28 protein-coding genes are annotated in these 25,770 nt (G+C 75.0%); 13 read left to right on the forward strand and 15 right to left on the reverse strand.

The annotated features are described in order from the left end of the window. Nucleotides 1–216 precede the first annotated feature (216 nt). From ADEH_RS04865 to ruvB, 5 genes are all read left to right on the forward strand, one after another. On the forward strand, nucleotides 217–2,229 hold the full coding sequence (locus ADEH_RS04865) for a potassium transporter Kup (protein WP_011420007.1): 2,013 nt from the start codon (nucleotides 217–219) through the stop codon (nucleotides 2,227–2,229). Between the two features lie 18 nt (nucleotides 2,230–2,247). After that, nucleotides 2,248–3,492: an MFS transporter gene (locus ADEH_RS04870; RefSeq protein WP_011420008.1), complete on the forward strand. Its 1,245-nt coding sequence runs from the start codon at nucleotides 2,248–2,250 to the stop codon at nucleotides 3,490–3,492. Between the two features lie 70 nt (nucleotides 3,493–3,562). After that, nucleotides 3,563–4,120 (forward strand): crossover junction endodeoxyribonuclease RuvC, encoded by a 558-nt coding sequence (gene ruvC / locus ADEH_RS04875; protein ID WP_011420009.1) that lies wholly within the window; start codon nucleotides 3,563–3,565, stop codon nucleotides 4,118–4,120. After that, nucleotides 4,117–4,710: a Holliday junction branch migration protein RuvA gene (gene ruvA / locus ADEH_RS04880; RefSeq protein ID WP_011420010.1), complete on the forward strand. Its 594-nt coding sequence runs from the start codon at nucleotides 4,117–4,119 to the stop codon at nucleotides 4,708–4,710. The genes ruvC and ruvA overlap by 4 nt, the downstream gene beginning before the upstream one ends. A gap of 9 nt (nucleotides 4,711–4,719) precedes the next feature. After that, nucleotides 4,720–5,748, forward strand: a complete 1,029-nt coding sequence (gene ruvB, locus ADEH_RS04885) for a Holliday junction branch migration DNA helicase RuvB (protein ID WP_011420011.1) — start codon at nucleotides 4,720–4,722, stop codon at nucleotides 5,746–5,748. Nucleotides 5,749–5,762: 14 nt separating this feature from the next. On the opposite strand, the gene ADEH_RS04890 is transcribed toward ruvB, so the two are convergent. Then, nucleotides 5,763–6,503 (reverse strand): rhomboid family intramembrane serine protease, encoded by a 741-nt coding sequence (locus tag ADEH_RS04890; protein ID WP_011420012.1) that lies wholly within the window; start codon nucleotides 6,501–6,503, stop codon nucleotides 5,763–5,765. 287 nt (nucleotides 6,504–6,790) lie between these two features. On the opposite strand from ADEH_RS04890, the gene lpxC reads away from it, so the two are divergent. Then, a complete protein-coding gene (gene lpxC, locus ADEH_RS04895; RefSeq protein WP_011420013.1) occupies nucleotides 6,791–7,717 on the forward strand; it encodes a UDP-3-O-acyl-N-acetylglucosamine deacetylase in 927 nt (308 codons plus the stop codon). 79 nt (nucleotides 7,718–7,796) lie between these two features. Beyond that, nucleotides 7,797–8,828 carry a DUF2804 domain-containing protein gene (locus tag ADEH_RS04900; RefSeq protein WP_011420014.1) on the forward strand — a complete coding sequence of 344 codons (1,032 nt, stop codon included), beginning with the start codon at nucleotides 7,797–7,799 and terminating at the stop codon, nucleotides 8,826–8,828. Here ADEH_RS04900 and ADEH_RS04905 read toward each other — a convergent pair whose 3' ends face one another. Continuing rightward, nucleotides 8,829–9,308 carry an SRPBCC family protein gene (locus ADEH_RS04905; protein WP_041453326.1) on the reverse strand — a complete coding sequence of 160 codons (480 nt, stop codon included), beginning with the start codon at nucleotides 9,306–9,308 and terminating at the stop codon, nucleotides 8,829–8,831. 139 nt (nucleotides 9,309–9,447) lie between these two features. Between ADEH_RS04905 and ADEH_RS04910 the strand changes: the two genes are divergently transcribed. Both ADEH_RS04910 and ADEH_RS04915 read left to right on the forward strand, forming a co-directional pair. Beyond that, nucleotides 9,448–9,933 carry a hypothetical protein gene (locus ADEH_RS04910; protein ID WP_011420016.1) on the forward strand — a complete coding sequence of 162 codons (486 nt, stop codon included), beginning with the start codon at nucleotides 9,448–9,450 and terminating at the stop codon, nucleotides 9,931–9,933. Beyond that, nucleotides 9,930–10,169, forward strand: a complete 240-nt coding sequence (locus tag ADEH_RS04915) for a hypothetical protein (protein WP_011420017.1) — start codon at nucleotides 9,930–9,932, stop codon at nucleotides 10,167–10,169. The genes ADEH_RS04910 and ADEH_RS04915 overlap by 4 nt, the downstream gene beginning before the upstream one ends. 30 nt (nucleotides 10,170–10,199) lie before the next feature. Here ADEH_RS04915 and ADEH_RS04920 read toward each other — a convergent pair whose 3' ends face one another. The 4 genes from ADEH_RS04920 to ADEH_RS04935 all read right to left on the reverse strand — a co-directional run bounded on the left by ADEH_RS04920 (nucleotide 10,200) and on the right by ADEH_RS04935 (nucleotide 13,055). Next, nucleotides 10,200–10,646: a hypothetical protein gene (locus tag ADEH_RS04920; protein WP_011420018.1), complete on the reverse strand. Its 447-nt coding sequence runs from the start codon at nucleotides 10,644–10,646 to the stop codon at nucleotides 10,200–10,202. After that, a complete protein-coding gene (locus ADEH_RS04925; RefSeq protein ID WP_011420019.1) occupies nucleotides 10,643–11,095 on the reverse strand; it encodes a phage holin family protein in 453 nt (150 codons plus the stop codon). The genes ADEH_RS04920 and ADEH_RS04925 overlap by 4 nt, the downstream gene beginning before the upstream one ends. 124 nt (nucleotides 11,096–11,219) lie before the next feature. Beyond that, nucleotides 11,220–12,161 carry a non-homologous end-joining DNA ligase gene (gene ligD, locus ADEH_RS04930; RefSeq protein ID WP_011420020.1) on the reverse strand — a complete coding sequence of 314 codons (942 nt, stop codon included), beginning with the start codon at nucleotides 12,159–12,161 and terminating at the stop codon, nucleotides 11,220–11,222. 3 nt (nucleotides 12,162–12,164) lie between these two features. Further along, on the reverse strand, nucleotides 12,165–13,055 hold the full coding sequence (locus ADEH_RS04935) for a Ku protein (protein ID WP_011420021.1): 891 nt from the start codon (nucleotides 13,053–13,055) through the stop codon (nucleotides 12,165–12,167). Nucleotides 13,056–13,171: 116 nt separating this feature from the next. Between ADEH_RS04935 and ADEH_RS23265 the strand changes: the two genes are divergently transcribed. Continuing rightward, nucleotides 13,172–13,348 (forward strand): hypothetical protein, encoded by a 177-nt coding sequence (locus tag ADEH_RS23265; protein ID WP_198133813.1) that lies wholly within the window; start codon nucleotides 13,172–13,174, stop codon nucleotides 13,346–13,348. A 61-nt stretch (nucleotides 13,349–13,409) separates the two neighbouring features. Continuing rightward, the gene (locus ADEH_RS04940) at nucleotides 13,410–14,597 is read left to right on the forward strand and encodes an esterase/lipase family protein (protein ID WP_232287433.1); all 1,188 of its coding nucleotides are present in this window, start codon (nucleotides 13,410–13,412) and stop codon (nucleotides 14,595–14,597) included. A gap of 18 nt (nucleotides 14,598–14,615) precedes the next feature. Here the strand turns inward: ADEH_RS04940 and ADEH_RS04945 are convergent, their stop codons facing one another. The 3 genes from ADEH_RS04945 to ADEH_RS04955 form a co-directional block, all read right to left on the reverse strand. Further along, complete coding sequence (locus ADEH_RS04945; RefSeq protein ID WP_011420023.1) at nucleotides 14,616–15,890, reverse strand: acetyl-CoA hydrolase/transferase family protein; 1,275 nt, start codon at nucleotides 15,888–15,890, stop codon at nucleotides 14,616–14,618. Between the two features lie 118 nt (nucleotides 15,891–16,008). Further along, a complete protein-coding gene (locus tag ADEH_RS04950; RefSeq protein WP_011420024.1) occupies nucleotides 16,009–16,773 on the reverse strand; it encodes a TSUP family transporter in 765 nt (254 codons plus the stop codon). Nucleotides 16,774–16,812: 39 nt separating this feature from the next. After that, a complete protein-coding gene (locus ADEH_RS04955; protein WP_011420025.1) occupies nucleotides 16,813–17,178 on the reverse strand; it encodes a response regulator in 366 nt (121 codons plus the stop codon). Between the two features lie 198 nt (nucleotides 17,179–17,376). Here ADEH_RS04955 and ADEH_RS04960 point away from each other — a divergent pair, with 198 nt between their 5' ends. Further along, on the forward strand, nucleotides 17,377–17,979 hold the full coding sequence (locus tag ADEH_RS04960; protein WP_011420026.1) for a DUF4126 domain-containing protein: 603 nt from the start codon (nucleotides 17,377–17,379) through the stop codon (nucleotides 17,977–17,979). Here the strand turns inward: ADEH_RS04960 and ADEH_RS04965 are convergent. From ADEH_RS04965 to ADEH_RS04990, 6 genes are all read right to left on the reverse strand, one after another. After that, nucleotides 17,898–18,479, reverse strand: coding sequence for a methylated-DNA--[protein]-cysteine S-methyltransferase (locus ADEH_RS04965; RefSeq protein ID WP_011420027.1), 582 nt, complete (start codon nucleotides 18,477–18,479; stop codon nucleotides 17,898–17,900). The two genes, ADEH_RS04960 and ADEH_RS04965, sit on opposite strands and share 82 nt — an antisense overlap. Further along, nucleotides 18,476–20,020: an AlkA N-terminal domain-containing protein gene (locus ADEH_RS04970; protein ID WP_011420028.1), complete on the reverse strand. Its 1,545-nt coding sequence runs from the start codon at nucleotides 20,018–20,020 to the stop codon at nucleotides 18,476–18,478. Before ADEH_RS04970 ends, ADEH_RS04965 begins: the two co-directional genes overlap by 4 nt. 64 nt (nucleotides 20,021–20,084) lie before the next feature. After that, nucleotides 20,085–20,600 (reverse strand): cupin domain-containing protein, encoded by a 516-nt coding sequence (locus tag ADEH_RS04975; protein WP_011420029.1) that lies wholly within the window; start codon nucleotides 20,598–20,600, stop codon nucleotides 20,085–20,087. Nucleotides 20,601–20,786: 186 nt separating this feature from the next. After that, nucleotides 20,787–22,166, reverse strand: coding sequence for a multiheme c-type cytochrome (locus ADEH_RS04980; protein ID WP_011420030.1), 1,380 nt, complete (start codon nucleotides 22,164–22,166; stop codon nucleotides 20,787–20,789). 53 nt (nucleotides 22,167–22,219) lie between these two features. Beyond that, complete coding sequence (locus ADEH_RS04985) at nucleotides 22,220–22,546, reverse strand: hypothetical protein (protein ID WP_011420031.1); 327 nt, start codon at nucleotides 22,544–22,546, stop codon at nucleotides 22,220–22,222. Between the two features lie 147 nt (nucleotides 22,547–22,693). Continuing rightward, entirely contained in the window at nucleotides 22,694–24,160 is a 1,467-nt protein-coding gene (locus ADEH_RS04990; RefSeq protein WP_011420032.1) for a DUF3373 domain-containing protein, read from the reverse strand. Nucleotides 24,161–24,330: 170 nt separating this feature from the next. Between ADEH_RS04990 and ADEH_RS04995 the strand changes: the two genes are divergently transcribed. Next, entirely contained in the window at nucleotides 24,331–25,704 is a 1,374-nt protein-coding gene (locus ADEH_RS04995; RefSeq protein ID WP_011420033.1) for a sigma-54 interaction domain-containing protein, read from the forward strand. Nucleotides 25,705–25,770 lie beyond the last annotated feature (66 nt).

Below are 25,770 nucleotides of genomic sequence, written 5' to 3' on the forward strand. Positions count from 1 at the left end.
CCCGAGGTGCGGGGGCGCTGCACGGGCGCCGCCGTGGCTCGCGGCGCGGATCCCGGGCGCCGGTGCCGTGGTTCCCCACGAGGGTCAGACTTTCGGGTGAGCCAATCCGGGGAGCATCGAATTCCAGTCTCCGTCTGCAGGGTTCGCCCTGCGAGCGGGTTTGGGGCTCGACGGCCGGGTCCCGATCTGCTTACTTCGCGCCCTCCTTTCCTCCGGATGTCCCAGATCCCCTCACCCAACGATCCTCCGCCGGCCGGCGCCGTGCCCACGTCCGGCGCCCCGGCCGGCCCCAGCGCCACGCCGGCCCCGTCGCCCACGGCCGGCTTCTCGCTGCCCGAGCACCGGCCCGCCCCGACCGGGAAGGCGCTCGCGGCCCTGGCCGTCGGCGCGCTGGGGGTCGTCTACGGCGACATCGGGACGAGCCCGCTGTACTCGCTGAAGGAGTGCTTCGGCGGGCCGCACGGCGTCCACCCGACCGACGCGAACGTGCTCGGCGTCCTGTCGCTCGTGTTCTGGGCGATGACGTTCGTGGTGACGTTCAAGTACATGTCGTTCGTCATGCGCGCGGACAACCGCGGGGAGGGCGGGATCCTCGCGCTCATGGCGCTGGTGGGGAAGACCGAGACCACGCGCCTCGGCCGGCGCGTGCTGCTCATGCTGGGCCTGTTCGGCGCGGCGCTGCTCTACGGCGACGGCATCATCACGCCCGCCATCTCGGTGCTGGGCGCGGTGGAGGGCGTCGCGGTCGCGGCGCCCGCCATGGAGCGGGTGGTGGTGCCCGCCACCGTGGTGATCCTGGTGTTCCTGTTCCTGTTCCAGAAGCAGGGGACCGCCAAGGTCGGCGCGGTGTTCGGCCCGATCATGCTGGTGTGGTTCGCGACCATCGCGGTGCTGGGCGTGCGCGGCATCCTCCACGATCCGAGCATCCTGCGCGCGCTCCTGCCCACCCACGCGCTCTCGTTCTTCGCGCGGAACGGCTGGCACGGATTCCTGGTGCTGGGCGGCGTGGTGCTCGTCATCACCGGCGGCGAGGCGCTGTACGCGGACATGGGCCACTTCGGCAAGCGCCCCATCCGCGTGGCCTGGCTGGGCCTCGCCATGCCGGCGCTGCTCCTCAACTACCTGGGGCAGGGGGCGCTGCTGCTCCACGACCCGGGCGCCGCCCGCAACCCGTTCTACCTGCTCGCGCCGGAGTGGGCGCTCTACCCCACCATCGCCATCGCCACCGCCGCGGCCATCGTCGCCTCGCAGGCCCTCATCTCCGGCGCCTACTCGCTCACCCAGCAGGCCATCCAGCTCGGCTACTCGCCCCGCGTCACCATCCGCCACACCTCGCAGCGCGAGATCGGCCAGATCTACCTCCCCGAGGTGAACTGGATGCTCGGCACCGCCTGCGTGGCGCTGGTGCTCGGGTTCCAGACGTCCTCCCGCCTCGCCTCCGCCTACGGCATCGCGGTCACCGGGACGATGATCGTCACCACGCTCCTGTTCCACCGGGTGATGCGCGACCGCTGGGGCTGGGCGCGCTGGAAGGCGTGGCCGCTCACGGTGCTGTTCCTCACGGTGGACGCGTCGTTCTTCCTCGCGAACGTGGTCAAGTTCCGCGACGGCGGCTGGTTCCCCATCGCCGCGGCGGCGCTGGTGTTCACGCTCATGTCCACCTGGAAGCGCGGCCGCGACGCGCTGGCGCTCATGCTGAAGGACGCCGGGCTCCCGCTCGACCTGTTCATGGCCGACGTGGCGCGCCGCAAGGTCCAGCGCGTGGCCGGCACCGCGGTGTTCATGACCTCGAACCCGGGCGGCGTCCCGCCGGTGCTGCTGCACCACCTGAAGCACAACAAGGTGCTGCACGAGCGCGTGATCCTGGTGTCGATCCTGGCGCACGAGATCCCGTTCGTGGCCGAGGCGGAGCGCGTGAACGCGCGCGAGCTGGGCAGCGGCTTCTTCCAGGTGATCGCGCACTACGGGTTCATGGAGACGCCGGACGTGCCGGCGCTGCTCGACTCGCTCCCCCGCCGCGCGCTGGCCGGGCCGCGCCTCACCATCGTGCCGATGGAGACGACCTACTTCCTGGGGCGCGAGACGCTGCTCGCGAACGGCCCGTCCACCATCCCGACCTGGCGCAAGCGGCTGTTCATCGTGATGGCCCGCAACGCGCAGACCGCCAGCGCGTTCTTCGGCCTGCCGCCGAACCGGGTGGTGGAGATGGGCGCGCAGATCCAGCTGTAGCGCCGGGGGTCGAGCCGCATGCGCTGGCCGAACGCCCTCCGCTCGCTCCGCCAGCGCGACCTGCGGCTGTTCTTCGCCGGCCAGACCGTGTCCCTGGCCGGCAACTGGATGCAGTCCGTCGCCCAGGCCTGGCTGGTGTGGCGGCTCACCCGCTCGTCGCAGATGCTCGGCCTGGTCAACTTCCTCGGCCAGGTGCCGGTGTTCCTGTTCAGCGTCTGGGCGGGCTCGCTCGCCGACCGGTACCCGCGCCGTCGCATGGTGCTGCTCACCCAGAGCAACGCCATCGTGCAGTCGGTGCTGCTCGCGGCGCTGACGCTCGCCGGCGCGGTGCAGCCCTGGCACGTGATGGTGCTCGCCGCCATGCTGGGGCTCACCTACGCGTTCGAGATCCCCGCCCGGCAGGCGCTGCTCGCCGACATCGCCGGCAAGGACATGCCCAACGCGATCGCGCTCAACTCGTCGATCGTGAACGCCGCGCGCGCGGTGGGCCCGGCGCTGGCCGGCGTGCTGGTGGCGGCGCTCGGCGAGGGGGTGTGCTTCGGCCTGAACGCGCTCTCGTTCCTCGGGACCTACGCCGCGCTCTGGGTGATGCGGCCGCCGCCGCAGCCGCCGCCCGCGCTCGGGCACCGCGCCCACCTGCTCGAGGGGATCGCCTACGCCGGCCAGACCGCGCACGTGCGCGCGCTGCTCGCGCTGCTCACGGTCTCCAGCTTCTTCGCGATGCCCTACCAGACGCTGCTGCCCGCCATCGCCGCCGACGTGCTGCACGGCGGCGCCTCGCTGTACGGCGCGCTGCTCGCCTCGGCCGGCGTCGGCGCGCTGGCCGGCGCGGTCCGCCTGCTGGTGCGCCGCAGCCTGCGCGGGCTCGGGCGCATCGTGGCGCTGGGGACGACGCTGCTCGGCCTGGGCGTGCTCGGGCTGTCGCTGTCGCGCCACCCCGCGCTCAGCGCGGCGGCGCTGCTCGTGACCGGCTTCGGCTTCGTCACCCAGACCGCCGGCACCATGACGCTGCTCCAGGGGCTCGCGCCGCCGGAGATGCGCGGGCGGGTGATGGGCCTGTTCTCGATGCTGTTCATGGGCGTGACGCCGTTCGGCTCGCTGGCGGCCGGGTTCGTGGCCCACCGGGCCGGCGTGCCGCGGACGCTCGGCGTCTCCGCCCTGGTCGTGCTCGCCGCCAGCGTCGCGTTCCACCTCGCGCTGCCGCGCCTGCGCAAGGTGGTGCTCGCCGAGCACCCGACGATGTTCCCGCCGGTCGCGAGCTGACCCCGGGAGCCCTCGCGGTCCCGCGCGCCCGGCGCTGGACGCCGGTTCAGGCTGTGCTACGGTGCCTCGCGTGATCGTGCTCGGCATCGACCCCGGCTCCCGCCGCTGCGGCTACGGGGTCGTCGCGCGGGAGGGGGCCCGGCTGACGGTGGTCGAGTCCGGGGTGCTCGTCCCCGGCGACCTGCCCATGGCCCAGCGGCTGGGGCGCATCCTCGACGGCCTCGACGCGCTCATCGCCCGGGCCCGGCCGGCGGAGGCGTCGGTCGAGGCGGTCTTCTCCGGCGCCTCCCCGCGCTCGGCGCTGGTGCTCGGGCAGGCGCGCGGCGTCGCGCTCGCCGCCGCGGCGCGCGCCGGGCTCCCCGTGTTCGAGTACGCGCCGTCCGAGGTGAAGCTCGCCTTCACCGGCAACGGGCGCGCCGGCAAGGACCAGATGCTCCGCACCGCCCGCATGCTCCTCGGCGCGGCGCCCGGCCTCTCCGACGAGGCCGACGCGCTCGCGATCGCCGTGTGCCACCTGGCCCGGCGCGCCTTCGCGGTCCCGGCGGCCGGCGCAGGCCGCGCCGCGGCGGCCCGCGCGGCCGCGGCCCGGCTCCGCCCGTCGCGCCGCGACCACCGGGGGACGCCGTGATCGCGCGCCTGGCCGGGCGGATCGCCGAGAAGCGCGACGACCACGCCATCGTGGACGTGGGCGGGGTCGGCTACCTCGTGCACGTCTCGCAGCTCTCGCTGGCCTCGCTCCCGCCGCCCGGCGAGCCCGCCGCGCTCCGCGTCTACACCCACGTCCGCGAGGACGCGCTCGACCTGTACGGCTTCGCCACCGAGGACGAGGAGGCGGTGTTCCGCGCCCTCATCGACGTGAAGGGCGTGGGCCCGCGGGCGGCGCAGAACATCCTCTCCGGCATCGAGGCGCGCGAGCTGGCGCAGGCGGTGGCGCAGGGCGACGTGGCCCGGCTCACCAAGGTCCAGGGCATCGGGAAGAAGACCGCCGAGCGGCTGGTGGTGGAGCTGAAGGACAAGCTGGTGGCGCTGGCGCGCGCCGCCGGGCCCGCCCGCGCCGGCGCGGAGGCGGACGTGCTCGATCAGCTCCGGACCGCCCTGCTCAACCTGGGCTACCGGCCGCCGCAGGCCGAGGGCGTGGCGGAGGCGCTGCGCGACTCGGCCGAGGGCCGCCCGCTCGACGAGCTCCTGCGCGAGGCGCTGAAGCGGCTGCGCGGGTAGGGAGCGACCATGACCGTGAAGCCGCTCCGCGACGTCACCCCGAAGCCGCTCGAGGGCGAGGAGCGCCTGGAGCAGTCGCTCCGCCCCGCCACGTTCGACGACTACGTCGGCCAGGTGAAGATCGTGGACAACGTGAAGGTGTACGCCGCCGCGGCCCGGCAGCGCGGCGAGTCGCTCGACCACGTGCTGCTCTCCGGCCCGCCCGGCCTGGGCAAGACCTCGCTCGCCCACATCCTGGCGCGCGAGCTGGGCGTCACGCTCCACGTGACGAGCGGCCCGGCGCTGGTGAAGAAGGGCGACCTGGCCGGCCTGCTCACCGCGCTCGCCCCGCGCGACATCCTCTTCATCGACGAGATCCACCGGCTCTCGCCCGCGGTCGAGGAGGCGCTCTACCCGGCCATGGAGGACTACCGCTTCGACGTGGTGCTCGGCGCGGGCCTCGGCGCCCAGACCATGGAGATGAAGCTGGAGCGCTTCACGCTGGTGGGCGCCACCACGCGCACCGGCCTGCTGGCGAGCCCGCTGCGCGACCGCTTCCCCATCCAGGAGCGGCTCGAGTACTACGGCCCGGCCGAGCTGAAGGAGATCGCGGTGCGGGCGGCGCGCAAGCTGGGGCTGCCGGTGGACGAGGACGGCGCGGAGGAGCTGGCGCGCCGCGCCCGCGGCACGCCGCGCATCGCCATCCGGCTGCTGCAGCGCGCCCGCGACTTCGCGCAGGTCGAGGGCGACGGGCGGCTCACGCGCGAGGTGGTGGACCGCACGCTGCGCCGCCTCGAGGTGGACGCCCGCGGCCTCGACGCCATGGACCGCCGCATCCTGGCGGCGGTGATCGACACGTTCGGCGGCGGGCCGGTGGGCATCGACGCGGTGGCGGCCGCGGTCGGCGAGGAGTCGGGCACGCTCGAGGACGTGTACGAGCCGTTCCTGGTGCGCGAGGGCTACCTGGCGCGCACGCCGCGCGGCCGGGTGGCGCTGCCGGCCGCGTACGCACACCTCGGGCGCGACCGCTCCGGCGGCAAGCAGGGCTCGCTGGTCTGATCCCGGGGGCGCGCCTACCAGCTCACCCGGCGCGCGCGCCAGGTCGGCCGCCGCCCCATGAGCCGCACCAGCAGCCACCCCGCCACGAACCCGCCCACGTGCGCGAACAGCGCCACCCCGGTGTTGCCGCCGAAGAAGATCGAGAGGACCTGCAGCAGGAACCACAGGCCGATGAAGAAGGCGGCCGGGACCGGGATGACGCGGATGAAGATCACGATGATGACGAGCGTGGTCACCCGGGCGCGCGGGAACAGCACCATGTAGGCGGCCAGCACGCCGGCGATGGCGCCGCTGGCGCCGACCATCGGGACCTCGAGCTCTCCGGTCGCGGCCGAGGCGACCACCTGCACCACCGCCGCCACCACCCCGCAGGCGAGGTAGAAGAGCACGAAGCGCCCGCGCCCCAGCGCGTCCTCCACGTTGTTCCCGAAGATCCACAGGAACAGCATGTTGGAGCCGACGTGGACCAGCCCGCCGTGCAGGAACATCGCGGTGAAGACGGTGAGCGGCGGCGGGACGAGGTCGCGGGGGTAGACGTCGGAGAAGGTGAGGATCTCGAACGGCACCACGCCGCCGCGGAGCGCGGTGTCGCCCAGGCGCCCGGCCACGTACTCCATCAGCTGGCCGGAGGCGAGCGCGTCAGGGAGGGCGAGCACGTCCACCTGCCACAGGAACGCGAGCACGTTCGCCGCGATGAAGAGCAGGGTGACCGCCGGTGTGCGTTCGGTGGGGACGTCGTCGCTGAGCGGGATCACGTGGGCTCGCCTCGGCCGGCAATGCTATAAGGCCGCCCGCCCGCCCGGTGACCCGATCGTCCGCTCTGACATCCGTGTCGCGGCGGTGTCGCTCGGAGGACGGGGTTCCGACACCCTAGCGGAGCGCACTCACCCGGCAGCGGGAGGGTGGGGCAAAAAGGTTCGGTAGGAACGAGGGGTTAGCGGCGGTGCCGCAGCCCCATGGAGTGCCCGCAAATCGGGTTGATTGGCACGTCGATTGCTCGGAAGGGGGCCGCCCGGGCGACGCGCCCAGAACGGACTTGGACATGGCTTCCTGGAATCAGCGAACGGTCGCGAAGCGGGTCTCCTGCACGGGGGTGGGTCTCCACTCCGGCCGGCCCGCCACCCTGACGCTCGCGCCCGCCCCGGCCGACGCCGGCATCACCTTCGTCCGCATGGACCTCGGCGTGGAGATCCCCGCGCGCAACGAGCACGTGGTGGACACGATGCTCTCGACCTCGCTCGGCCGCGGCGGCGCCCGCGTGGCCACGGTCGAGCACGTCATGGCCGCGCTGCACGGCATGGGCATCGACGCGTGCCGCGTCGAGGTGGACGGCCCGGAGATCCCGATCCTCGACGGCTCCGCCGCGCCCTTCACCTGCCTGGTGCAGGAGGCCGGCGTGAAGGTGCTGCCCGCCGGCAAGCGCTACCTGGTCGTGGACCAGCCGGTGGAGATCCGCGACGGCGACAAGCTGGCGCGCCTCGAGCCCGCCGACGGCTTCTCGGTCTCCTTCACCGCCGACTTCGGCCACCCGCTCATCACCGACCAGTCGTTCCAGGTGAAGCTGGGCGAGCGCGCCTTCGAGCGCGAGGTGGCCCGCGCCCGCACGTTCTGCTTCCGCCGCGACATCGAGAAGATGCAGGCCATGGGGCTGGCCAAGGGCGGCAGCCTCGAGAACGCCATCGTGGTGGACGAGTTCTCGATCCTGAACCCCGAGGGGCTGCGCTTCCCGGACGAGTTCGCGCGGCACAAGGTGCTCGACGCGATCGGCGACCTGGCGCTGTTCGGGATGCCGGTGGTGGGCGCGCTCGTCGCGGTGAAGAGCGGCCACGCGATGAACCAGGCGCTGGTGAAGAAGGTGCTGGCCGATCCCGCCGCGCACCGCGTGGTCCGCGTGACCGGCGAGGCGGACGCGCCGGCGCTCCGCGCCAAGGTGCCGGCCCTGGCCATCCACGAGGGCTCCGCGGCCTAGCCGCCGTCCCCGCCGCACGCGTTGGGGCGCTTCCGCCCGGGCCGCGCCACCGCGCGGCGCCGGGCGGTACGCTTTCCGGGTGGACCTCGCGCCCCGCCCGCTGCCGGCCGCGCCCGCCGCGATCCTCGACGCCGCCGGGGCGCCGTGCCTGGGCGCGTATCGCGGCACCGTCGCGTCCGCGGCGCTCCGGCCGCTCGCCCCGTCCGGCCTCGCCGGCTCGGTCGCGCACCTCGCGCGCGCGAAGCGCTGGGTGTACGTCTTCGCCGCGGGTGAACGGGCGGCGCTCGGCCTGGCGGTGGTCGAGGCCGGGTGGTTCGCGGGCGCGTTCCTGTGGGCGCTGGACCGGGCCGCGGGGCGCATGCTGGTGGAGCGGCGCGGGTCGGGCTTGCCGGGCGTGAACGCGCGGGTGGACGAGCGCCCGCGGGGCGGCGCGAGCTGGCGCGGCGGCGGGCTGGAGCTCCGGATCTCGCACGGGCCCGGCGGGCTGCGGGTGGAGGGGGCCGGCCGCGGGGGGCTCGCCCTGGACCTTTCCCTCGACGCCGGCGGCGCGCCCGCCCCGCTGACCGTGATCGCGCCGGTGCCCGGCGCCGGGCCGCGGCTCACCGAGAAGCGCGCGGGGCTGGGGGCGCGCGGCGCGGTGCGCCTGGGCGGCCGGACGCTGCCGCTCGACGGCGGGTCCGGCGGCGCGGACTTCACCGCCGGGCTGCTCGCCCGCCGCACCGACTGGCGCTGGGCCTTCGCGACCGGCCGCACGGCCGGCGGCGCGCCGGTGGGGTTCAACCTCTGCGCCGGCTTCGGCCTCCCGCCCGGCGACGCCGCCGAGAACGCGCTGCTCGCCGGGGCGGGGCCGCTCGCGCTGCCCCCGGTCGCGTTCGCGTTCGATCCGGCGCGCCCGCTCGACCCGTGGCGCGTGGAGAGCGCCGGCGGCGCGGTGCGCCTGGCGTTCCGGCCGGAGGCGGTCCACCGCGAGGACGTCGCGCTCGGCGTGGTGCGGACGCGCTTCGCGCAGGTGGCGGGGACGTTCGAGGGCGTGCTCCCCGCGCCCGGCGGCGGCGCGCTGGCCGTCGCCGGGCTGCCCGGGGTGGTCGAGGATCACCGCGCCGTCTGGTGATCAGCGCAGCGGATCGTGGTGCGGCTCGCCCGGGCGGATCTCGCCGCGCCAGCCGCCGGACTCGACGCCGCGCTCCTCGATGTAGCGCTTGAAGCGCTCGAGGTCCCCCTCCACGCGCCTCGACACCACGCCGAGGACGTCGCCGGCCTTCTCCACGAAGCCCTGCGGGTCGTACTCGAGCGCGAGCGTCACGCGGCAGCGCCCGTCGTCGATGGGCGTGAACGTCACGACGCCGCGGTTCACCGCGCCGCGGGTGTGGCGCCAGGCGATCTGCTGGTCGGGCATCTGCTGCACGATCTCGGCCTCCCACTCCTCGCGCTTCCCGGCGATCTTCGCGACCCAGTGCAGCGTCCGCTCGTCGAGCTGGTGCACCGCCTCGACCCCCTCCATGAAGCGCGGGAACTCCTCGAACTGCGTCCACTGGTCGTACACGGTCCGTACGGGCCGGTCGATCTCGATGCTCTTCTCCACCCGTGCCATGTCGTCCTCCTCGTCCCCGCGAAGCTTAGGCACGGACCCCCGAGGGCGTCCCGGCAGGCGCGGCGGCGCGCGGCCGGAGGGACCCGGCCCGCCCGCCGCGACGTGCGCTCGCGCGCCGGCGCGGCGCGGGCTGCGGGCCGTGGCCATCCTCGTGGACGTGCGCGCGGCGCGTGAGATCCAGGACGGGGAGGCGGGGTGCCGGTGGGAGCGCCCGCTCGCGCTCGGCCAGGGCGCGTTCTACGCGGCCACCGGCGCGTGGCCGCTCGTCCACATGCCCAGCTTCGTGGCGGTCACCGGGCCGAAGCTCGAGCCCTGGCTGGTCCGGACGGTGGGCGTGCTGATCGGCGCGATCGGCGGCACGCTGCTCTCCGCCGGCGCCCGGCGCAGGATCACGCCCGAGGTCCGGTGGCTCGCGCTCGCGAGCGCGGCCGGCATCGCGGCGGTCGAGCTCTGGTACGCAGGCCGGCGCCGGCGGATCGCGCCCGTGTACCTGCTGGACGGCGCGGGCGAGCTGGCGCTCGCGGCCGCGTGGGCGGCGCTCGGGGCCGGCCGGCGGCTTCGCGGCGGCGTGGGGACGGTGGCTGGAGGGCGAGGCCGGCACGGCCGGGAGGAGGACGCGCGATGACGGGGAGCTGCGAGGTGTGCGGGAACGAGTACGACAAGGCGTTCGAGATCACCGCCAGCGGGAAGCGGCACGTGTTCGACAGCTTCGAGTGCGCCATCCAGGCGCTCGCGCCGCGCTGCGCGCACTGCGGGTGCAGGGTGATCGGGCACGGCACCGAGGCCGGCGGGCGCATGTTCTGCTGCGCGCACTGCGCCCACCACGCGGGCGCGCACGAGATCCAGGATCGGGTGCAGTAGCGGGCGCCGGCGAGGCGGGGGCCGCGCGCCTCAGCGGGCGCGGTCCCCGGCAGGCCGCGCGGTGCGCGCCGGGGACGGGCGCAGGTAGCGGTCCACCACGGCGCGGCGCACCAGCGCCACCGCGAGCGTGCTCGCCGCCGCCGCGGCCGCCTTGCGGAGCACGCCGGGCTGGGCCGCGACGCGGTCCGGGTGATCGAGCAGCCGCGCCAGCGCGCGCCGCGCCTCGCGGGCGCGCACCGACGGGCGCTGCCGCTGGGAGCGCGCGCGCACCGCGATCGCGACCAGGCCGCCGATCACGAGCGCCGCGGCGCTCGCCGCGATCGCCACCGCCACCGGGTGGCGGCGCGCCTGCAGCCCGAGGTCGAACAGCTCGCTCCGGCGGCGGTCGAGCTCGCCCACCAGCATCCCCAGCTCCCCGCGCAGCGCGTCGATCTCACCCGACACGCGCCGCACCTGCCCGTCGGCGTCCGGCGTCATGCCACCTGCTCCTTCGCCCAGCGGACGCCGTCCTGCAGCGACCGGCGGGTCGTGTCGAGCGGCTTGCGCACGCGGCGGCCCCAGCCCCACAGGCCGGCCGCGGTCCCGACCGCGAGCACCACCGCGGCGACGACGAGCGCCGCCGCCCAGCCCGGCAGCAGGCCCGCCTCCATGAGCGCCAGCACCACCGCGGTGAGCAGGAGCTGCACCGTGAAGATCCCGCACAGGCCTGCGACGCCGAGGCCGCTCGCCATCTTCGCCTCGGCCCGCAGGTCGGCCCGGAGCTCGGCCTTGGCGAGCTCGACCTCCTTGCGGGCGAGGGCGCTCGCCTTGCGCGCCAGCTCCGTGACGAGGTCGCGCGTCGGCAGCTGGCGGACCGCCTCGGTCGCGCCGCCCGGGTGCACGGGTGGGACATGCGTGGGCCGGCCGGGCCGGTGCTGCGCGGTCATGGCTCTCTCCCCCGGCGCGGTGGGTGCGCGCGCCGAGGACAAGGTGCGACCGCGGCGCAGGCGGCGCCACGCGCCGGAGGCGTACGGCCGCCGCCGCCCGGGGCGGGCGACGCCGCCGCGGGGCTCAGGCGCCGGCCGCCCGCTCGAGCTCCGCGGGAGCGGGCAGGCGCTGGCGCAGCGTCAGCACCGGGGCGAACAGGTCGCCGACGCGCTCGACCCGGCGGAGCACCGCCGCGGCCTCGAACACCAGCCCGCCCGCGTCGCGCGTCCGGGCCGCCTTCTCCACCTCCGCCCAGCGCAGCGGGGTCGAGACGGTGGGCCGCGGCCGCGCCCGGAGCGAGTAGACGCAGACCGTGGTCTTGTGCGGGTCGTTCTGGCTCCAGTCCACCAGCACCTTCCCGCCGCGGAGCGCCTTCGCCATCCGCTCCACCACGAGCTGCGGGTGCCGCCGCTCGAGCAGGCGGGCGACCGCGTGCGCGAACGGCTTCGTGTCGGCGTACGTCGCGCCGGAGAGCGGCACGTACAGCTGCATGCCCTTCGAGCCGGAGCTCTTCGGGAACGCCTCCAGGCCGAGCGCGGCGAGCAGCCGGCGCAGCAGCAGCGCCACCTCGCAGCACGCGAGCAGGTCCGCGGGCGGGCCAGGGTCGAGGTCGAACACGAGCGCGGTGGGGCGCTCCACGTCGTCCACCAGCGACAGCGAGGGGTGGAGCTCGAGGTCGGCGATGCTGGCGAGCCACACCAGCGAGGACAGGTCGTCCACCACGCAGTAGTCGATGTACTCCTGGTTGCCCTCGCTCCAGATCGCCTCGGTCCGGAACCAGTCCGGGCGGTGGCGCGGGCAGCGCTTCTCGTAGAAGTGCGGGCCCTCCACGCCCTCCGGGTAGCGCTTCAGCGTGAGCGGCCGGTCGCGCAGGTGCGGCAGGAGCACGGGGGCGACGCGGCGGTAGTAGTCCACCACCTCGCCCTTGGTGAAGCCGGCCTCGGGGTAGAACACCTTGTCGAGGTTGCGGAGGAGGATCCGCCGCCCCTCCACCTCGACCTCCACGCCCTGCTGCGCGCGCGCCATCGGTCACCCGCGCTTCTTGCGCGACGTGCGCGCGGCGCGGGGCCGGGCCGCCGTGCGGGCCGCGGCCGCCGCGGCGTGGCGCCGCTCGCCGCGCGCCGGCGCCTCGTGCTCGCCGTCGCGCCGCCGGGCCGCGGCGAGGCTGGCCGACAGCGCGTCGGCGAGGCTCACCACCTCGGCGCCGGCCGGCTCGGCGGCGGGCGCCTCGATCGTCTGGCCCTCGGCCTTGCGCTCGATGAGCTCCAGCACCCGCTCGCGGCGCAGGTCGGGGTAGCGCCCGGGCTCGAACGGCCCGGACAGCGACGCGACCAGCTGCTCCGCCATCTGCAGCTCGCGCGACGACGGCTCGCCCGCCTCCGGCAGCTCCAGCGAGGCCGGGGAGTCGATCTCGTCGGCGCGGTTCATGGTGGAGAGCGCCAGCGCGCCGCCGGCCGCCGGCCGCACGCAGCACAGCGACTCGCGGGTGCGCAGCACCGCGGTGGCGATGGCCACCTTGCCCGCCTTGCGCATGGCGTCGCCGAGCAGCCGGTACGCCTTCGCCGCGCTGCGGTCGGGCACGAGGTAGTAGCTCGCCTCGAAGTAGGCCGGGTCGATCTCGGAGAGCTCGACGAAGTCGTGGATCTCCACGGTGCGCGTGGCCTTCGGGTCGAACGCCTCCAGCTCCTCGCGCGTCACCGTCACGTAGCGGCCGGGCGACACCTCGTAGCCCTTCACGATGTGCTCGTAGGGGACCTCCTTCTCCTCGGTCGAGCAGAAGCGGCGCAGCTGGATGCGGGCGCCGTCCGCGTCGTGCAGCATGTGGAACCGGACCTCCTTCTGGTGCACCGCGGTGTAGAGCTTCACCGGGATGTTCACCAGGCCGAAGGTCAGCGCGCCGCTCCAGATCGCCCTCGCCATCGGGATGCCTCCGGACGAACGTTCCATCCCCCGGCCGGCGCCGGCAACGCGCGCGGGCGAGGGCGGGGTTCACCTCGGCTGGTGATAGCCCCAGCTTGCGAGGAGAGGAGGGCACCATGAAGGGCGAGCCCAAGGATCAGCCACGCAAGGACCCCGGCAAGGCGCCGCGCACCGACCTCCCGCCCACGCGGGAACCCTACGACGACGGGTACTTCGGCACCGGGGAGGAGGAGGGCGTCGAGCGGGAGCGGCAGGCGCCGGAGCCCGCGAAGGATCGGGAGCGCGGCCGGTAGGCGCATGCCCGCTTGGCCCGGCGCCGGCGCTGCTGCATGCTGCGCCGCGATGGGGGCGCGCGTGGACGTCACCGATCTCCGGGGGTGGGGCCGGCTCGCGTTCGACGCGACGCTGGGGGTGACCGCCGTCGTCGAGGGCATGCACCACAACATCTCGCGCGGGCCGTGGTTCCTCGACGCCCCGCGGAGCGCGCGCACCCGCGGCCTCACCGGCCTCGTGTACGGCGCGGTCCGGGGGATCACGCGGCTCGCGGGGGAGGGCTACGACGCGGCCGTCTCGCGGGTCGCCGGACGGGCCGGGCAGGCCGGCTCGCCACGGCGCGAGGCGGTGCTGGCGGCGCTGAACGGCGTGCTCGGGGATCACCTCGCCGCGACCGGGAACCCGCTCGCGATCCCGATGCAGCTCCGGTTCGAGGGGCGGCCGCTCGCGCTCGAGGCGCGCGCGCTGCGCGAGGCGATCCCGGGCGCCACCGGGAAGGTGGTGGTGCTCGTGCACGGGCTCTGCACCGAGCCCCTGCGCTGGCGGCGCCGCGGCCACGACCACGGGGCCGCGCTCGCCCGGGACCTCGGCTACACGCCGCTGTACCTGCACTACAACAGCGGCCTGCACGTCTCGACCAGCGGGCGGGGGCTGGACGAGGTCCTGGAGGCGCTGGTGCGCGCCTGGCCGGTGCCGCTCGAGGCGCTCAGCCTGCTCGGCCACAGCCTCGGCGGCCTCGTCGTGCGGAGCGCCTGGCACCAGGGGGCGGCCGCGGGACACGCCTGGCCGCGGCGCCTGGGGAGCGCGGTGTTCCTCGGCACGCCGCACCACGGCGCGGCGCTGGAGCGGGGCGGCAACTGGATCGACGTCGTGCTGGGCGTCAGCCCGTACACCGCGCCGCTGGCGAGCCTCGGGCGGATCCGCAGCGCCGGCATCACGGACCTGCGCCACGGGAACCTGCTCGAGGAGGACTGGCAGGGCCGGGATCGCTTCGCGAGGTCGCCCGACCGGCGCCGGCACGTGCCGCTGCCGCCGGGCGTCCGCTGCCTGGCGATCGCGGGGACGACCGCGCGCCGGCGGAGCGCCGCGGCCGACCTCCTGGGCGACGGTCTGGTCCCGCTCGCCAGCGCGCTGGGCCGGCACCGGGAGCCCGCGCGCACCCTCGCGTTCGGTCCGGGCGGCCGCGCGATCGCGCCCGGCGTGGGCCACCTCGAGCTGCTCTGCGACGCGGGCGTCTACGAGCGCGTGCGCCGGTGGCTCGCGGCGTAGCGCCCGGCGCCGCGCGGACTACCAGCTCCCGAAGCGGCGGCGGGCGTCGGCGGTGAGCGCGTCGCGGTGCTTCGGGTGCGCCACCGCGATGAGCGCGGCGGCGCGCTGGCGCAGGTTCTTGCCGAACAGGTCGGCGATGCCGTGCTCGGTGACCACGAAGTGGACGTGCGCGCGGGTGGTGACCACGCCCGCGCCCGGGCGCAGCACCGGGACGATGCGCGACTCGCCGGCGGCGTTCGTGGAGGGCAGCGCGATGATCGGCTTGCCGCCCTCGGACAGCGCCGCGCCGCGGATGAAGTCCATCTGGCCGCCGACCCCGGACACCTGCCGCTCGCCGACCGAGTCGGCGCACACCTGGCCGGTGAGGTCCACCTCGATGGCGCTGTTGATGGCGGTGACCTTGGGGTTGCGGCGGATCACCGCCGTGTCGTTCACGTAGGCGATGTCGAGCATCGCGACGAGCGGGTTGTCGTCCAGGAAGTCGTACAGGCGGCGGGTGCCGTGCGCGAACCCGGCCACGATCTTGCCGGGGTGGACGCGCTTCGCCTCGCCGGTGATGACGCCCTTCTCCACCAGGTCCACCACGCCGTCGGAGATCATCTCGGTGTGGATGCCCAGGCGGTGGTGGTCGCCCAGCGCCGCGAGGGTGGCCTGCGGGATGGCGCCGATGCCGAGCTGCAGGCAGGCGCCGTCGTCCACCAGCTCGGCGCAGTGCCGGCCGATGGCGCGCTCGACGTCGGTGAGCGCCCGCACCGGCGCCTCGTGGATGGGCTCGTCCACCTCCACCATGTAGTCGATCGCGTCCACGTGGATGAGGCCGTCGCCGTGCGTGCGCGGCATGCGCGGGTTCACCTGCGCGATCACCGTCCGCGCGGTCTGCACCGCGGCGCGGCTCACGTCCACCGACACGCCCAGCGAGCAGAACCCGTGGCGGTCCGGCGGCGAGACGTGCACGAGCGCCACGTCGAGCGGCAGGATCCCGGAGCGGAAGAGCTGCGGCACCTCGGACAGGAACACCGGCAGGTAGTCGCCGCGCCCCTCCTCGATGGCCTTGCGGACGTTCGGCCCGACGAACAGCGCGTTCACGCGGAAGTGCCGGGCCATCTCGGGCGCGGCGTACGGCGCGTCGCCCTCGGTGTGGATCGAGACGATCTCGACCACGCTCAGCTCGGGCGCGCGCGCGGTGAGCGCCTCGATGAGGCGGCGCGGGGCCGCGGCGACGCTGTGCACGAACACCCGGTGGCCGGACTTGACGACCGAGACGGCCTCCTCGGCGGAGACGATGCGGCTCATCGACAGGGCGCTCCTCTCGAGCAGGGTCGGTGCGGCGCGCCAGTGTACCAGCGGGGCGCGCGCCTTTGCACCCGGGCCGGGCCCCCGCCGTCACGGGCGCCGTCCTGGGCGCGGCGCGTCAGGAGCGCATGTCCCAGGCCAGCTTGACGGCCAGGGCGAGCGTCACCAGGACCGCCGTGCGCCGGACCAGCGCGTCGCCGCGCCGGACCGCGAGGTGCGCGCCGATCCACCCGCCGGCCAGCTGGGCGACGGCCATGGGCACCGCGATGCGCCAGACCACCACGCCCTTGATCGAGAACAACGTCACCGCCGCCAGGTTGGAGGCGAAGTTCACCACCTTCGCGCCCGCCGAGGCGTGCGCCAGCCCGTCGCCGAGCAGCGCCACGAACGCGACGATGAGGAACGTGCCGGTGCCCGGGCCGAAGAAGCCGTCGTAGGCGCCGATGGCGAGCGCGATGGCGCCGGCGACGACCGGCGCCGCCGGGCGCGGCCCGCCGTCCGGGCGGGCGGGCGGCCCGCGGCGCAGGCCCACGAACAGCGCGGCGAACGCGAGCAGCGCCAGCACCACCGGCCGCAGCGTCGCCGGGGGCACGAGCAGCACCAGGCCGGCGCCGGCGAGCGAGCCGGCCAGGCCCAGCGGGAACGTGAGCCGCGCGCGGCGCCCGTCCACCATCCCGGCGCGCGAGAAGCGCACCAGCGCCGCGAACGAGCCGAACACCGACTGGCCCTTGTTCGTGCCGAGCGCGAGGTGCGGCGGGAGCCCGGTCCAGAGCAGCGCCGGCAGCGTGAGCAGCCCGCCGCCGCCGGCGATGGCGTCCACCACGCCGGCGAGCAGGGCGACGGCGGTGAGCGGGACGAGCTGGGCGAGGCCGGCCTCGGGCATGGCGCGCGGTTCTACCACGCGCCGGCCCGCGCGCGCGGTTCACCGCGCGTTGCGCTCCACCGCGTCGATGAGCTCGCCGAGGCCGATCGGCTTGTAGAGGATCTCGCGGGCGGTGAGCGGGGCGCCGTCGAGCCCGCGGCTCGCGGTCATCACCACCACCGGGATGTCGCGGAGCCGGTCGTCGCGGAGCTGCGCCTCCCGGAACTGCCAGCCGTTCATCTCCGGCATCATCAGGTCGAGCAGGATGAGGCTCGGGTCCCCGCCGTGCCGGAGGTAGTCGAGCGCCTCGCGCCCGTTCTCGAACAGGCGCGGCTCGTAGCCCTCCTCCTCGAGCAGCTCGCCGAGCGTCTCGCGGAGGTCCGGGTCGTCGTCCACGACGACGATGGTTTCGTGGTGGTCCGCCATGTGCGCTCGACTCGTAAAGCCCCCGGCGGCGGACCGCAACGTCCCGGCCTGCGCGTGGCGATCCCGCCTCTCAGGGTGGCCCCTGCCGGCGCCCCCGGCACGTCCATCGAGCAAGGGACGGCAGGGCGGGCGTGCGCCTCCCGGGTGGGTCGTCGGGCGCAGCCGGACGCACACGCCCGGTTCGGTTAGGCTCCCCGCGTGGAGCCGCTCACCGCCCTGGCCCAGTCGCTCGGCCTCGCGTTCGCGTCGGGCATCAGCGCGTACGCGGCGGCCGCGTTCGTCGGGCTGGCGGGGCACCTCGGCTGGATCGGCCCGCTGCCCGGCGCGCTCGGCGTGCTCACGGATCCGTGGGTGTTCGGGACGGCGGGCGCGCTCGCGCTCGTCGAGGCGCTCGCGATGCTGGTGCCCGGGATCGCGACCGCGTGGGAGGCGATCCACACCGCCATCCGGCCGTTCGCGGCCGCGGCGCTGGCGGTGCTCGCGACCTGGGGCGAGCCGCGCCTCGCGGTCGTCGCCGCGCTGCTCGGCGGCGCGCTCGGCCTCGCCACGCACGCGACCAAGCTCGGGCTGCGCGCCACCATCGACACCTCGCCGGAGCCGGTGACGAACGCGGCCGCGACCACCGGGGAGCTCGGCGTGGTGGCGGCGCTCGCCTGGGCGATCTGGGCCCACCCCTGGATCGCGCTCGCGGCGGCGCTCGTGCTGCTCACCGCGCTGCTCTACGTCGTGCGGGCGCTCTGGCGGACCGTGGCCCGGGCCATCGCGGCCCTGTTCTCGCCCCCGACGGCGCCGGGATCCTGAGCGCGCGCGGCGCGCTCGTGCGCGAGCAGCCACCGCTTCCGTTCGAGCCCGCCCGCGTAGCCGGTGAGGCTCCCGTCCGCGCCGATGACGCGGTGGCAGGGGATCGCGATCGCGATCGGGTTCCGGCCGTTCGCGAGGCCCACCGCGCGCGCCGCGCCCGGCCGGCCCAGCGCGGCCGCGAGCGCGCCGTAGCTGCGCGTCTCGCCGGCCGGGATGCGGCGCAGCTCGGCCCACACCAGCCGCTGGAACGGCGTGCCGCCCGGCTCGAGCGGGAGCCCGTCGAGCGCGCCGAGGTCGCCCGCGAACCAGGCGCGCGCCCGCGCGGCCAGGCCGAGCGGGTCGCGCCCCGCGCGCAGCGCGAGGTCCGGGCCGAAGCGCCGGGCCAGCGCGGCGCGCAGGTGCGGCCCGTCCCCCAGCTCGAGCGCGCAGAGCGCGCGTCCGTCCGACACGAGGTGCACCGGGCCGACGGGGGACTCCACCACCACGTGCTCGAGCGTCATGACCGCCTCTCCTTCCTCCGCGCGCGGGCCGCCGCGGGCGCGCGGGGCCGCAGGGACATCCACAGGTGCAGCGCCGCGTACGCCCGCCACGGCCGCCAGCGCTCGGCGCGCCGCAGCAGCTCCCCGGGCGCCGCCCGCCCCCGGCCGCGCAGGCCGCCGAGCGCGGCGAGCAGGCCGAGGTCGCCCTCCGGGAACGCGTCCGGCTGGTGCAGCGCGCGCATGGCCACGTACTGCGCGGTCCAGCGGCCGATGCCGGGCAGCGCGTCGAGACGCGCCACCGCGTCCTCCAGCTCGCCGCCCGGCGCGAGCAGCGACGGGTCGTCGCGCACCGCGCCGCCGATCGCGGCGAGCGTGGCGGCGCGGGCGCGCGTCAGGCCGAGCCCCTCCAGGTCGGCGCCGGCGAGCGCCTCCGGGCCGGGGAACAGCCGCGACAGCGCCGGGTCCCCCGAGTCCACCGGGGCCCCGAGGCGCGCCGCGAGCCGGCCCGCCAGCGTCCGCGCCGCGGCGACGCTCACCTGCTGCCCGAGCACCGCGCGCACCACCAGCTCGAACGGCTCCCACGCGCCGGGCACGCGCAGCCCGGGGCGCGCGGCGAGGAGCGGGGCGAGCAGCGGATCGCCGGACAGGTGCGCGCCGATCGCCGCGGCGTCCGCGTCGAGGTCGAGCAGCCGCCGCAGGCGCTCCACCGCCGGCGCGATCGCGGCCACCCGCGGCAGGCGCAACGTCGCCAGCAGGCCCCGGCCCCGGGGATCGGGCCGGACCTCGACGGTGCCCGCGGCGCCGTCGAGCGCCACCGTGCGGCGGTACGCGCCGTCCGCCACCTGCTCGACGCCCGGGATCGCGCGCGCGGCCAGGAACTCGAGCAGCGCCGGCCAGTCGTACGGGGCGGTGTGCGGCAGCGCGATCGCGATCGCGCCGTCCGGCGGCGGGACGGCCGCGCCGCGCCGCAGCGCGCCCGGCGGCCGCCGGAACGTCCGCCGCACCGCCTCGTTGAAGCGGCGCACGCTGCCGAAGCCCGCCGCCGCGGCGACGTCGCCGAGCGGGAGCGCGGTGTCCGCGAGCAGCCGCCACGCCAGCAGCACGCGCTGCGCCTGCGCGATCCGGATCGGCGGCGCGCCCACGTGCCGGGCGAACAGGCGGCGGAGCTGGCGGCCGCCCACGCCGACGCGCTCGGCGAGCGCCTCGACGTCGTCGCCCTCGCCCCACGCGCCGGCGGAGATCAGCGCGAGCGCGCGCGCCACCGTGTTCGCGGTGCCCCGCCACCCGGCCACGCCGGGCGCGAGCTCCGGCCGGCAGCGCAGGCAGGGGCGGAACCCGGCGGCCTGCGCCGCCGCCGCGCTCGGGTAGAACGCGCAGTGCTCCCGGCGCGGCGTGCGCGCCGGGCAGATCGGGCGGCAGAAGATGCCGGTGGACAGCACCGCCGTGAAGAAGCGCCCGTCGAAGCGCGCGTCGCGGGCGAGGTGGGCGCGCCAGCAGGCGGCGGCGTCCAGGCCGGGGACGGGAGGCGGCGGCGGGGCGGGGCGGGGCATGCGCGGCATCATGGCGGCGGCCGGACCGCCGCGCTCGCCGTTTTCGGACCTCGATGCCGCGGCCGCCCCGGGGGCGTCAGTCCACGCGCTCGCGGTCGTGCCAGGCGCCGCCCTCGGGCCGCGCGGTGAAGCCGGCCAGGTAGCGGCGCTCCTTCGGCCCGCCCGGCGCCGCGCCCGCGAACAGGCCCACCTTGCCGGAGTCCGGGTACACGGTGATGTCGGTGGGGAGCATCGTGGACAGCGCGAGGTACTGCAGCGGCGCGGCGCCGTCGTTGCGGAGCTGGTGCGCGGCGCCCGGGCCGGCGGGCAGCGCCACGTAGTCGCCCGGGCCGACCCGCACCTCCGCGTCGCCGAGGCGCAGCAGCCCGCTCCCGGCGAGCACGAAGATCGCCTCCTCGTTCGCGCAGTGGAAGTGGTGCGCCCAGGCGGTCTTGCCCGGCGGCAGCTCCATGTGGCTGCAGCCGAGCTGCTCGCCGCCGCTGCCGGCGGACAGCTGGCGGCGGCGGAACGCGAAGCGCGTACCCTGCTCGGTGACGGTCTGGGGGATCTCGGCGACGTTGACGACGTGCGGGTGCCGGCGCGGGGGGCTCATGGCGTCTCCTGCCCGAAGGGCGTTGGGACGCCGAGCTTACCGTCCGGCCCTCGCCGGCCGGCGCGTCGCATCGCGGCGCGCCCCGAGAAGGCGTCCGCTCGTCCCGGAGCAAGGGGGGAGCTCCGGGACGAGGGGACGGTCAGCCCCTGCGGCGCCGGACCCGCGCGGCCGGCGCCGCAGGGCCGATCACCACTCTTCCTTCTGCTTCTCGATGAGCTGCTTGAAGTAGAGCTCCGGGTTCGTGAGCTTCTTCACCTCCGCGGCGGAGTAGCCGAGGTCGCGGAAGTCCAGCACGCCGTTCACGCCGTGGCAGTTCACGCAGTTCAGCGCCTTCGACCGCGTGACCAGGTGGTTGCTGCCGAAGTAGATGGTCTGCCAGCCGGGCACCGCGGCCTTCGCCACCGCGGCCGGGTCCTTCATCCCGAGCGTCCGCGCGGCCGACTCGACGCCGGCGCGCGTGTCGCCGGTCGCCATGGGCGGCGCGAAGTCCATGGAGAGCAGCTTCCCCGTCTTCGCGTCGTAGAACGCCTTCCCCATGTAGATCTTGAACGGGTAGATCTTGCTCTTCGCGTCCTTGCGGCTGCCCTTCGGGCCGATGAAGTGCGGCTCGTTGCGCACGGTGTGGTCGTACCAGGCGTACACCGGGACGGTCTCGTTCGCGTCCTTCTTCAGCGTGGTCGGCTCGTAGAAGCCGTCGCCGCCCTTCTCCCAGACCGTGAAGTCCTTCGCCACGGCGCCGCCGGTGCGCGGGATGTGGCAGGTCTGGCAGGCGATCCTCGCGGTGTGGCGGTTGTAGTCCGCGCTCTTGTGCGGCTTGTCGCCGTGGCAGCCGTCGCAGGAGAGGCGCAGGCCGTCGTTCGCCCAGTTGTTCGGGTCGAAGCCGGTCGGGATGCGGTGGTCCTTCGCCTGGTGGCAGTCCACGCACACCATGCCCTTCGCCGCGTGCGCGTCGGTGTCCTTCGTGAAGGAGAAGCCGCGCTTCACCAGCACGCCGCCGCCCGCCGTCTCGTGGCAGGTCATGCAGTTCTTCACGGTGGGCTTGCCGATCGCGAGCGCCGCCTTGGTGCTGCGGTCCTGGCCCATGACCACGCGGCCCTGCTCGTCCCGGTACGGCTTGCGCTGCCGGAAGTCGTACTCGGTGGAGTGGCAGACCAGGCAGTCCACCGCCGCCTCCGCCTCGGGCCCGGTGCTGCCGACGTCGTTCAGGTGGTTGCCGGGGTGGCAGGTGTTGCAGCCCGTGAACTTGGACTTGCCGTCCGCGTTCTTCGGGATCTCCTTCAGGTTGTTCACGATGTCGTTGCCGTTGCACATCGTGTAGATGCGGTTCTTCATCCCGTATTCCTGCTTCGGGTCCAGGTTGTCCACGTTGTCCACCTTGGAAGCGTGCTTCCAGTGGACCGTGCCCAGGAACTCCTTCGCCTTGCCGGGATGGCACTCCTCGCAGGTGGACGGGCCCTTGTAGCCGTCCTTCTCGATCTGGCTCCGGCCCGGGTGCTCTGCCGCGAAGGCCCCGGGGGCCTGGAGCAGCGCGACCAGCGCGGAGGCGACTGCCGCCGAACGTCTCATGGTTGTGGTTCCTCGGTCGGGGGGCGAGGTGGGAGGGGCAGGGCGCGCCGCGATCAGCAGCCGGCCGTCTTGCGGAAGTAGGTGGACAGCTTCTTGCCGTCCTTGACCTCGTACTTGCACCGGATCTCGTCGCCCTCGACGATGCGGTGGTCCTTGAGCTTGTCGAGCGTGAGGTCGTCCTCGATCACGATCTCGACCAGCTCCTCGGTCTTGACGTCCTTCAGCGTCGCGGTCGCGGTCTTCGCGTCCTTGCCCGCGAGGTCGATCTTGGTGATGACGCCCACCATCTTCGTCTCGTCGGCCCGGGCGACGCCGCTCAGCGCCACCACGCACATCGCCAGCTGGACGACCGCGAGCACGACTGCGAGAGCCTTCTTCATTTCGATCTCCTTGGAACGGGTGCTGCTGCTGCGGGGAGGGTTGGTGCCTGCTGCGGCGTGAGCCAGGTGCGGTGCGGGCGGTTCGACGTGCGACGAGAGGCCGCACGCGGCGAGGGACGGCGTCGTCCCCCGCCGCGCGGGCGTGCGCTAGAAGCGGACCTCGAACGTGCCGTAGAAGTCCTGGGCGGACTTCAGCGGCGCGAGCATCTGCGCGTTCATCGGGCTCGCCATCAGCTCCGAGATCTTCACCGGGGCGCCGATCCAGTTGTTGCTGCTGGTGTAGTCGAAGTCGTAGTACTGCCAGCCCACCTTGAAGAAGGCCTTGCTGACGAACGAGGAGATCGCCGGCAGCGGCAGCTCCTGGATCAGGTACGCCTCGTAGACGTTGCCGCGGGTGCCGAGCTTGCTCGTCCACATGTCGTCGGCGGCGGGGTCGAACGGGATCCAGTACTTCGAGCCGTGGTTGTACTCGCCGCCGATCTTGGTGCCGCTGGCCAGGTCGTAGCGGAGGCCGGCGTACGCGCCCCAGCCGGTGCGATCCGAGGCGTCGGGGCCGCTGGTGAGCAGGCCGGCGCCGGAGTCCATCCCGCCCAGCAGCATGTGCTTGCCGTTCGGGTGGGTGATGCTGACGCCGCCGCTCGCGAACGTGGTCAGGCTGCCGGGGCCGATGCCCTTCAGCGTGCTGAGCACGCCCGCGCCGTACCAGTCGATGGAGCCGAGCTCGACGCCGACGTTGTTCGGGTCGTCGAAGATGTTGAACCCGCGGTTCCACTGCAGGTCGATGCGGAGCGGGTCGGTGTCCACCGGGACGACCCCCACGCCGAGCATGTCGGTGTCCTTCAGGTCGTTCGTGTTGCTGTAGCCGGCCTCGAAGCCGCGGCCGTAGCAGAGCTTCGCGAACGCGCCGGGGAGCGCGTCGATCTCCGGCGCCCAGCCCAGCGTCATGCCGTCGAACGCGTAGTCCACCAGCAGGCCGGGCACGCCGGCGTTGCCGGGGCGCTCGCCGTTCTCCCGCACGTGGGTGGGCGATCCGCCCGTGGACGGCCGGCGGCCCACCGAGAACCAGACCGGCTGGTCGAAGATGTTGCTCCAGGTGGCGAACACCTGGTCCACGCGGAGGACGTTGTCCGTCGGGATGTGGCCGATGCTGCCGTCCAGCACCGACATGCGGTCGGCGAAGAAGCCGGCGTTCGTCGCGTCGGCGGTCTGCATGCCGCTCGTCTTGTTCATGAGCAGGCGCGTCGTGACCGTGACGTTCCGCGTCGCCTTGGCCTTCAGGTTCAGGCCGAAGCGGTTCGTCATCAGCGTCCCGTTCTCCGGGTCGAAGCCGGGCATCGGCACCGGCATGGCGGCCGGCCCCATGTACTGGTAGTACGCGGGGACCTCGCCCTTCAGCGAGTCGAGCCGGAAGCGGTAGTCGCCGCTCACCGTCAGCCACTTGCTGAGCGACTTCTCCTCGTCCTTCTTGACCTGCTGCTTCAGCGCCTCGAGCTCCTTCGCCAGCTCGTCGATCTTCTTCTGCTGCGGATCGGGGTCGGCGGCGCGGCCGGCCAGCGGCAGCGCCAGGGCGGCCAGGGCCGCCCCCGTCACGACGATTCGGATCAGCTTGCGCACGCGGGATCTCCTGTTCAGTGGACGGCCGCACGGGCCTCGCTCATGCCCTTTGCGGGACGCGTGCCCGGTGGCGCGCCTCGTGATTCCAGGCGGTTACGCGACTCGAGGCGTCGCGACGACACGGAACGTTTCAGCGCGACGAAACACCGCGTTTCTCGGTGCGACGCCGCATGGCAACCTCCGACCCCATGAGCGCACCGGAGCAGGGCAGCGACATCGCGTTCGCCGCTGTGAACGCGGCCTTCGGATCCCTGGGGCGCGTGTGCATGGCGCTCGACGACCAGTTCCGCGTGCGGCACGTGTCCTCGCGCCTGGACGTGCTGCTCGGGGAGGGCGCGGCGGCGCGGACCGTGGGCACGCCGGTGGAGGCGCTGCTCGGCGCCGAGCTGTTCGGCGCCGACGGCCCCATCCGACACGCGCTGCTGGCGGGCGAGAAGCGCGAGGGCTGGCGCGCCCTGCTGCACGCCGGCGACGGCGTCTCGCACCTGCTCTCGGTGACGGCCGCGCCGCTCCAGCTCGACCCGCACGGCGTCTGCGCGCGCGACGCGCGGTACCTCGTCGTGCTCCGGCCCGCCGAGGAGGAGGCGAGCGACGCCGCCGCCGCGCTCGCCACCACCGGCATCATCAGCCGCTCGCGCGCCATGGGGCGGGTGATGCGCCTCGTGGAGAGCCTGCAGTACAGCGAGGCCTCGGTGCTCGTCACCGGCGAGAGCGGCTCGGGCAAGGAGGTCCTGGCGCGGCTCGTCCACGCGCACTCGCCGCGACGGAGCGGGCCGTTCGTGGCGGTGAACGCCGCGGCGCTGCCGGGTGACCTGCTCGAGAGCGAGCTGTTCGGCCACGTCCGCGGCGCGTTCACCGGCGCCACCCGCGACCGGCCGGGCCGCTTCGCCGCGGCGGCGCAGGGGACGCTGTTCCTGGACGAGGTCGGCGACCTGCCGCTGCACCTCCAGGTGAAGCTGCTCCGCGTCCTCCAGGAGCACACCTACGAGCGGGTGGGCGAGAACCAGCCGCGCCGCGCCGAGGCCCGCATCATCGCGGCCACGAACCGCGATCTGCGGCGCGCCGTGGCCGAGGGGACGTTCCGCGAGGACCTGTACTACCGCCTGCGCGTGTTCCCGGTGGAGATCCCGCCGCTCCGCGAGCGGCGCGAGGACATCGAGCCGATGGCGCAGCTCCTGCTCTCGCGCGTCTGCGCGCGGGCGGGCCGGGCGGTGCGCTTCTCGCCCGACGCGCTGCGCGCGCTCATGTCCCACTCCTGGCCGGGCAACGTGCGCGAGCTCGAGAACGCGCTCGAGTTCGCGGTGACGGTGTGCCGGGGCCAGACCGTGCAGCCGGAGGACCTGCCGCCGGAGGTGCTCGCCGGGAGGGCGCCCGCGTCGGAGCCCGCGCCGGCGCGCGCCGCCGACGCGGTGGACCCGTACGAGCGCGCCGCCATCGAGGCCGCCCTGCAGGCGCACCGCTGGAGCCGCGCCGAGGCCGCGCGCGCGCTCGGCCTGTCGCGCAGCACGCTCTGGCGGCGCATGCGCTCGCTCAACATCGGGTGAGGGCCGAGCGCGGGGCGCCGCCGGGAAGCGGCTTGAGCGCCGCGGCCGGAGGGGCTACACCTCGGC

This window comes from Anaeromyxobacter dehalogenans 2CP-C, from assembly GCF_000013385.1.
Classification (GTDB): domain Bacteria; phylum Myxococcota; class Myxococcia; order Myxococcales; family Anaeromyxobacteraceae; genus Anaeromyxobacter; species Anaeromyxobacter dehalogenans_B.

What these genes read in the sequence shown, in the direction of transcription:
- ADEH_RS04865 (WP_011420007.1), top strand. Translation starts at nt 217, where the DNA reads ATGTCCCAGATCCCCTCACCCAACGATCCTCCGCCGGCCGGCGCCGTG.
- ADEH_RS04870 (WP_011420008.1), top strand. Translation starts at nt 2,248, where the DNA reads ATGCGCTGGCCGAACGCCCTCCGCTCGCTCCGCCAGCGCGACCTGCGG.
- ruvB (WP_011420011.1), top strand. Translation starts at nt 4,720, where the DNA reads ATGACCGTGAAGCCGCTCCGCGACGTCACCCCGAAGCCGCTCGAGGGC.
- lpxC (WP_011420013.1), top strand. Translation starts at nt 6,791, where the DNA reads ATGGCTTCCTGGAATCAGCGAACGGTCGCGAAGCGGGTCTCCTGCACG.
- ADEH_RS04905 (WP_041453326.1), bottom strand. Translation starts at nt 9,308, where the DNA reads ATGGCACGGGTGGAGAAGAGCATCGAGATCGACCGGCCCGTACGGACC.
- ADEH_RS04915 (WP_011420017.1), top strand. Translation starts at nt 9,930, where the DNA reads ATGACGGGGAGCTGCGAGGTGTGCGGGAACGAGTACGACAAGGCGTTC.
- ADEH_RS04920 (WP_011420018.1), bottom strand. Translation starts at nt 10,646, where the DNA reads ATGACGCCGGACGCCGACGGGCAGGTGCGGCGCGTGTCGGGTGAGATC.
- ADEH_RS04925 (WP_011420019.1), bottom strand. Translation starts at nt 11,095, where the DNA reads ATGACCGCGCAGCACCGGCCCGGCCGGCCCACGCATGTCCCACCCGTG.
- ligD (WP_011420020.1), bottom strand. Translation starts at nt 12,161, where the DNA reads ATGGCGCGCGCGCAGCAGGGCGTGGAGGTCGAGGTGGAGGGGCGGCGG.
- ADEH_RS04935 (WP_011420021.1), bottom strand. Translation starts at nt 13,055, where the DNA reads ATGGCGAGGGCGATCTGGAGCGGCGCGCTGACCTTCGGCCTGGTGAAC.
- ADEH_RS23265 (WP_198133813.1), top strand. Translation starts at nt 13,172, where the DNA reads ATGAAGGGCGAGCCCAAGGATCAGCCACGCAAGGACCCCGGCAAGGCG.
- ADEH_RS04945 (WP_011420023.1), bottom strand. Translation starts at nt 15,890, where the DNA reads ATGAGCCGCATCGTCTCCGCCGAGGAGGCCGTCTCGGTCGTCAAGTCC.
- ADEH_RS04950 (WP_011420024.1), bottom strand. Translation starts at nt 16,773, where the DNA reads ATGCCCGAGGCCGGCCTCGCCCAGCTCGTCCCGCTCACCGCCGTCGCC.
- ADEH_RS04955 (WP_011420025.1), bottom strand. Translation starts at nt 17,178, where the DNA reads ATGGCGGACCACCACGAAACCATCGTCGTCGTGGACGACGACCCGGAC.
- ADEH_RS04965 (WP_011420027.1), bottom strand. Translation starts at nt 18,479, where the DNA reads ATGACGCTCGAGCACGTGGTGGTGGAGTCCCCCGTCGGCCCGGTGCAC.
- ADEH_RS04970 (WP_011420028.1), bottom strand. Translation starts at nt 20,020, where the DNA reads ATGATGCCGCGCATGCCCCGCCCCGCCCCGCCGCCGCCTCCCGTCCCC.
- ADEH_RS04975 (WP_011420029.1), bottom strand. Translation starts at nt 20,600, where the DNA reads ATGAGCCCCCCGCGCCGGCACCCGCACGTCGTCAACGTCGCCGAGATC.
- ADEH_RS04980 (WP_011420030.1), bottom strand. Translation starts at nt 22,166, where the DNA reads ATGAGACGTTCGGCGGCAGTCGCCTCCGCGCTGGTCGCGCTGCTCCAG.
- ADEH_RS04985 (WP_011420031.1), bottom strand. Translation starts at nt 22,546, where the DNA reads ATGAAGAAGGCTCTCGCAGTCGTGCTCGCGGTCGTCCAGCTGGCGATG.
- ADEH_RS04995 (WP_011420033.1), top strand. Translation starts at nt 24,331, where the DNA reads ATGGCAACCTCCGACCCCATGAGCGCACCGGAGCAGGGCAGCGACATC.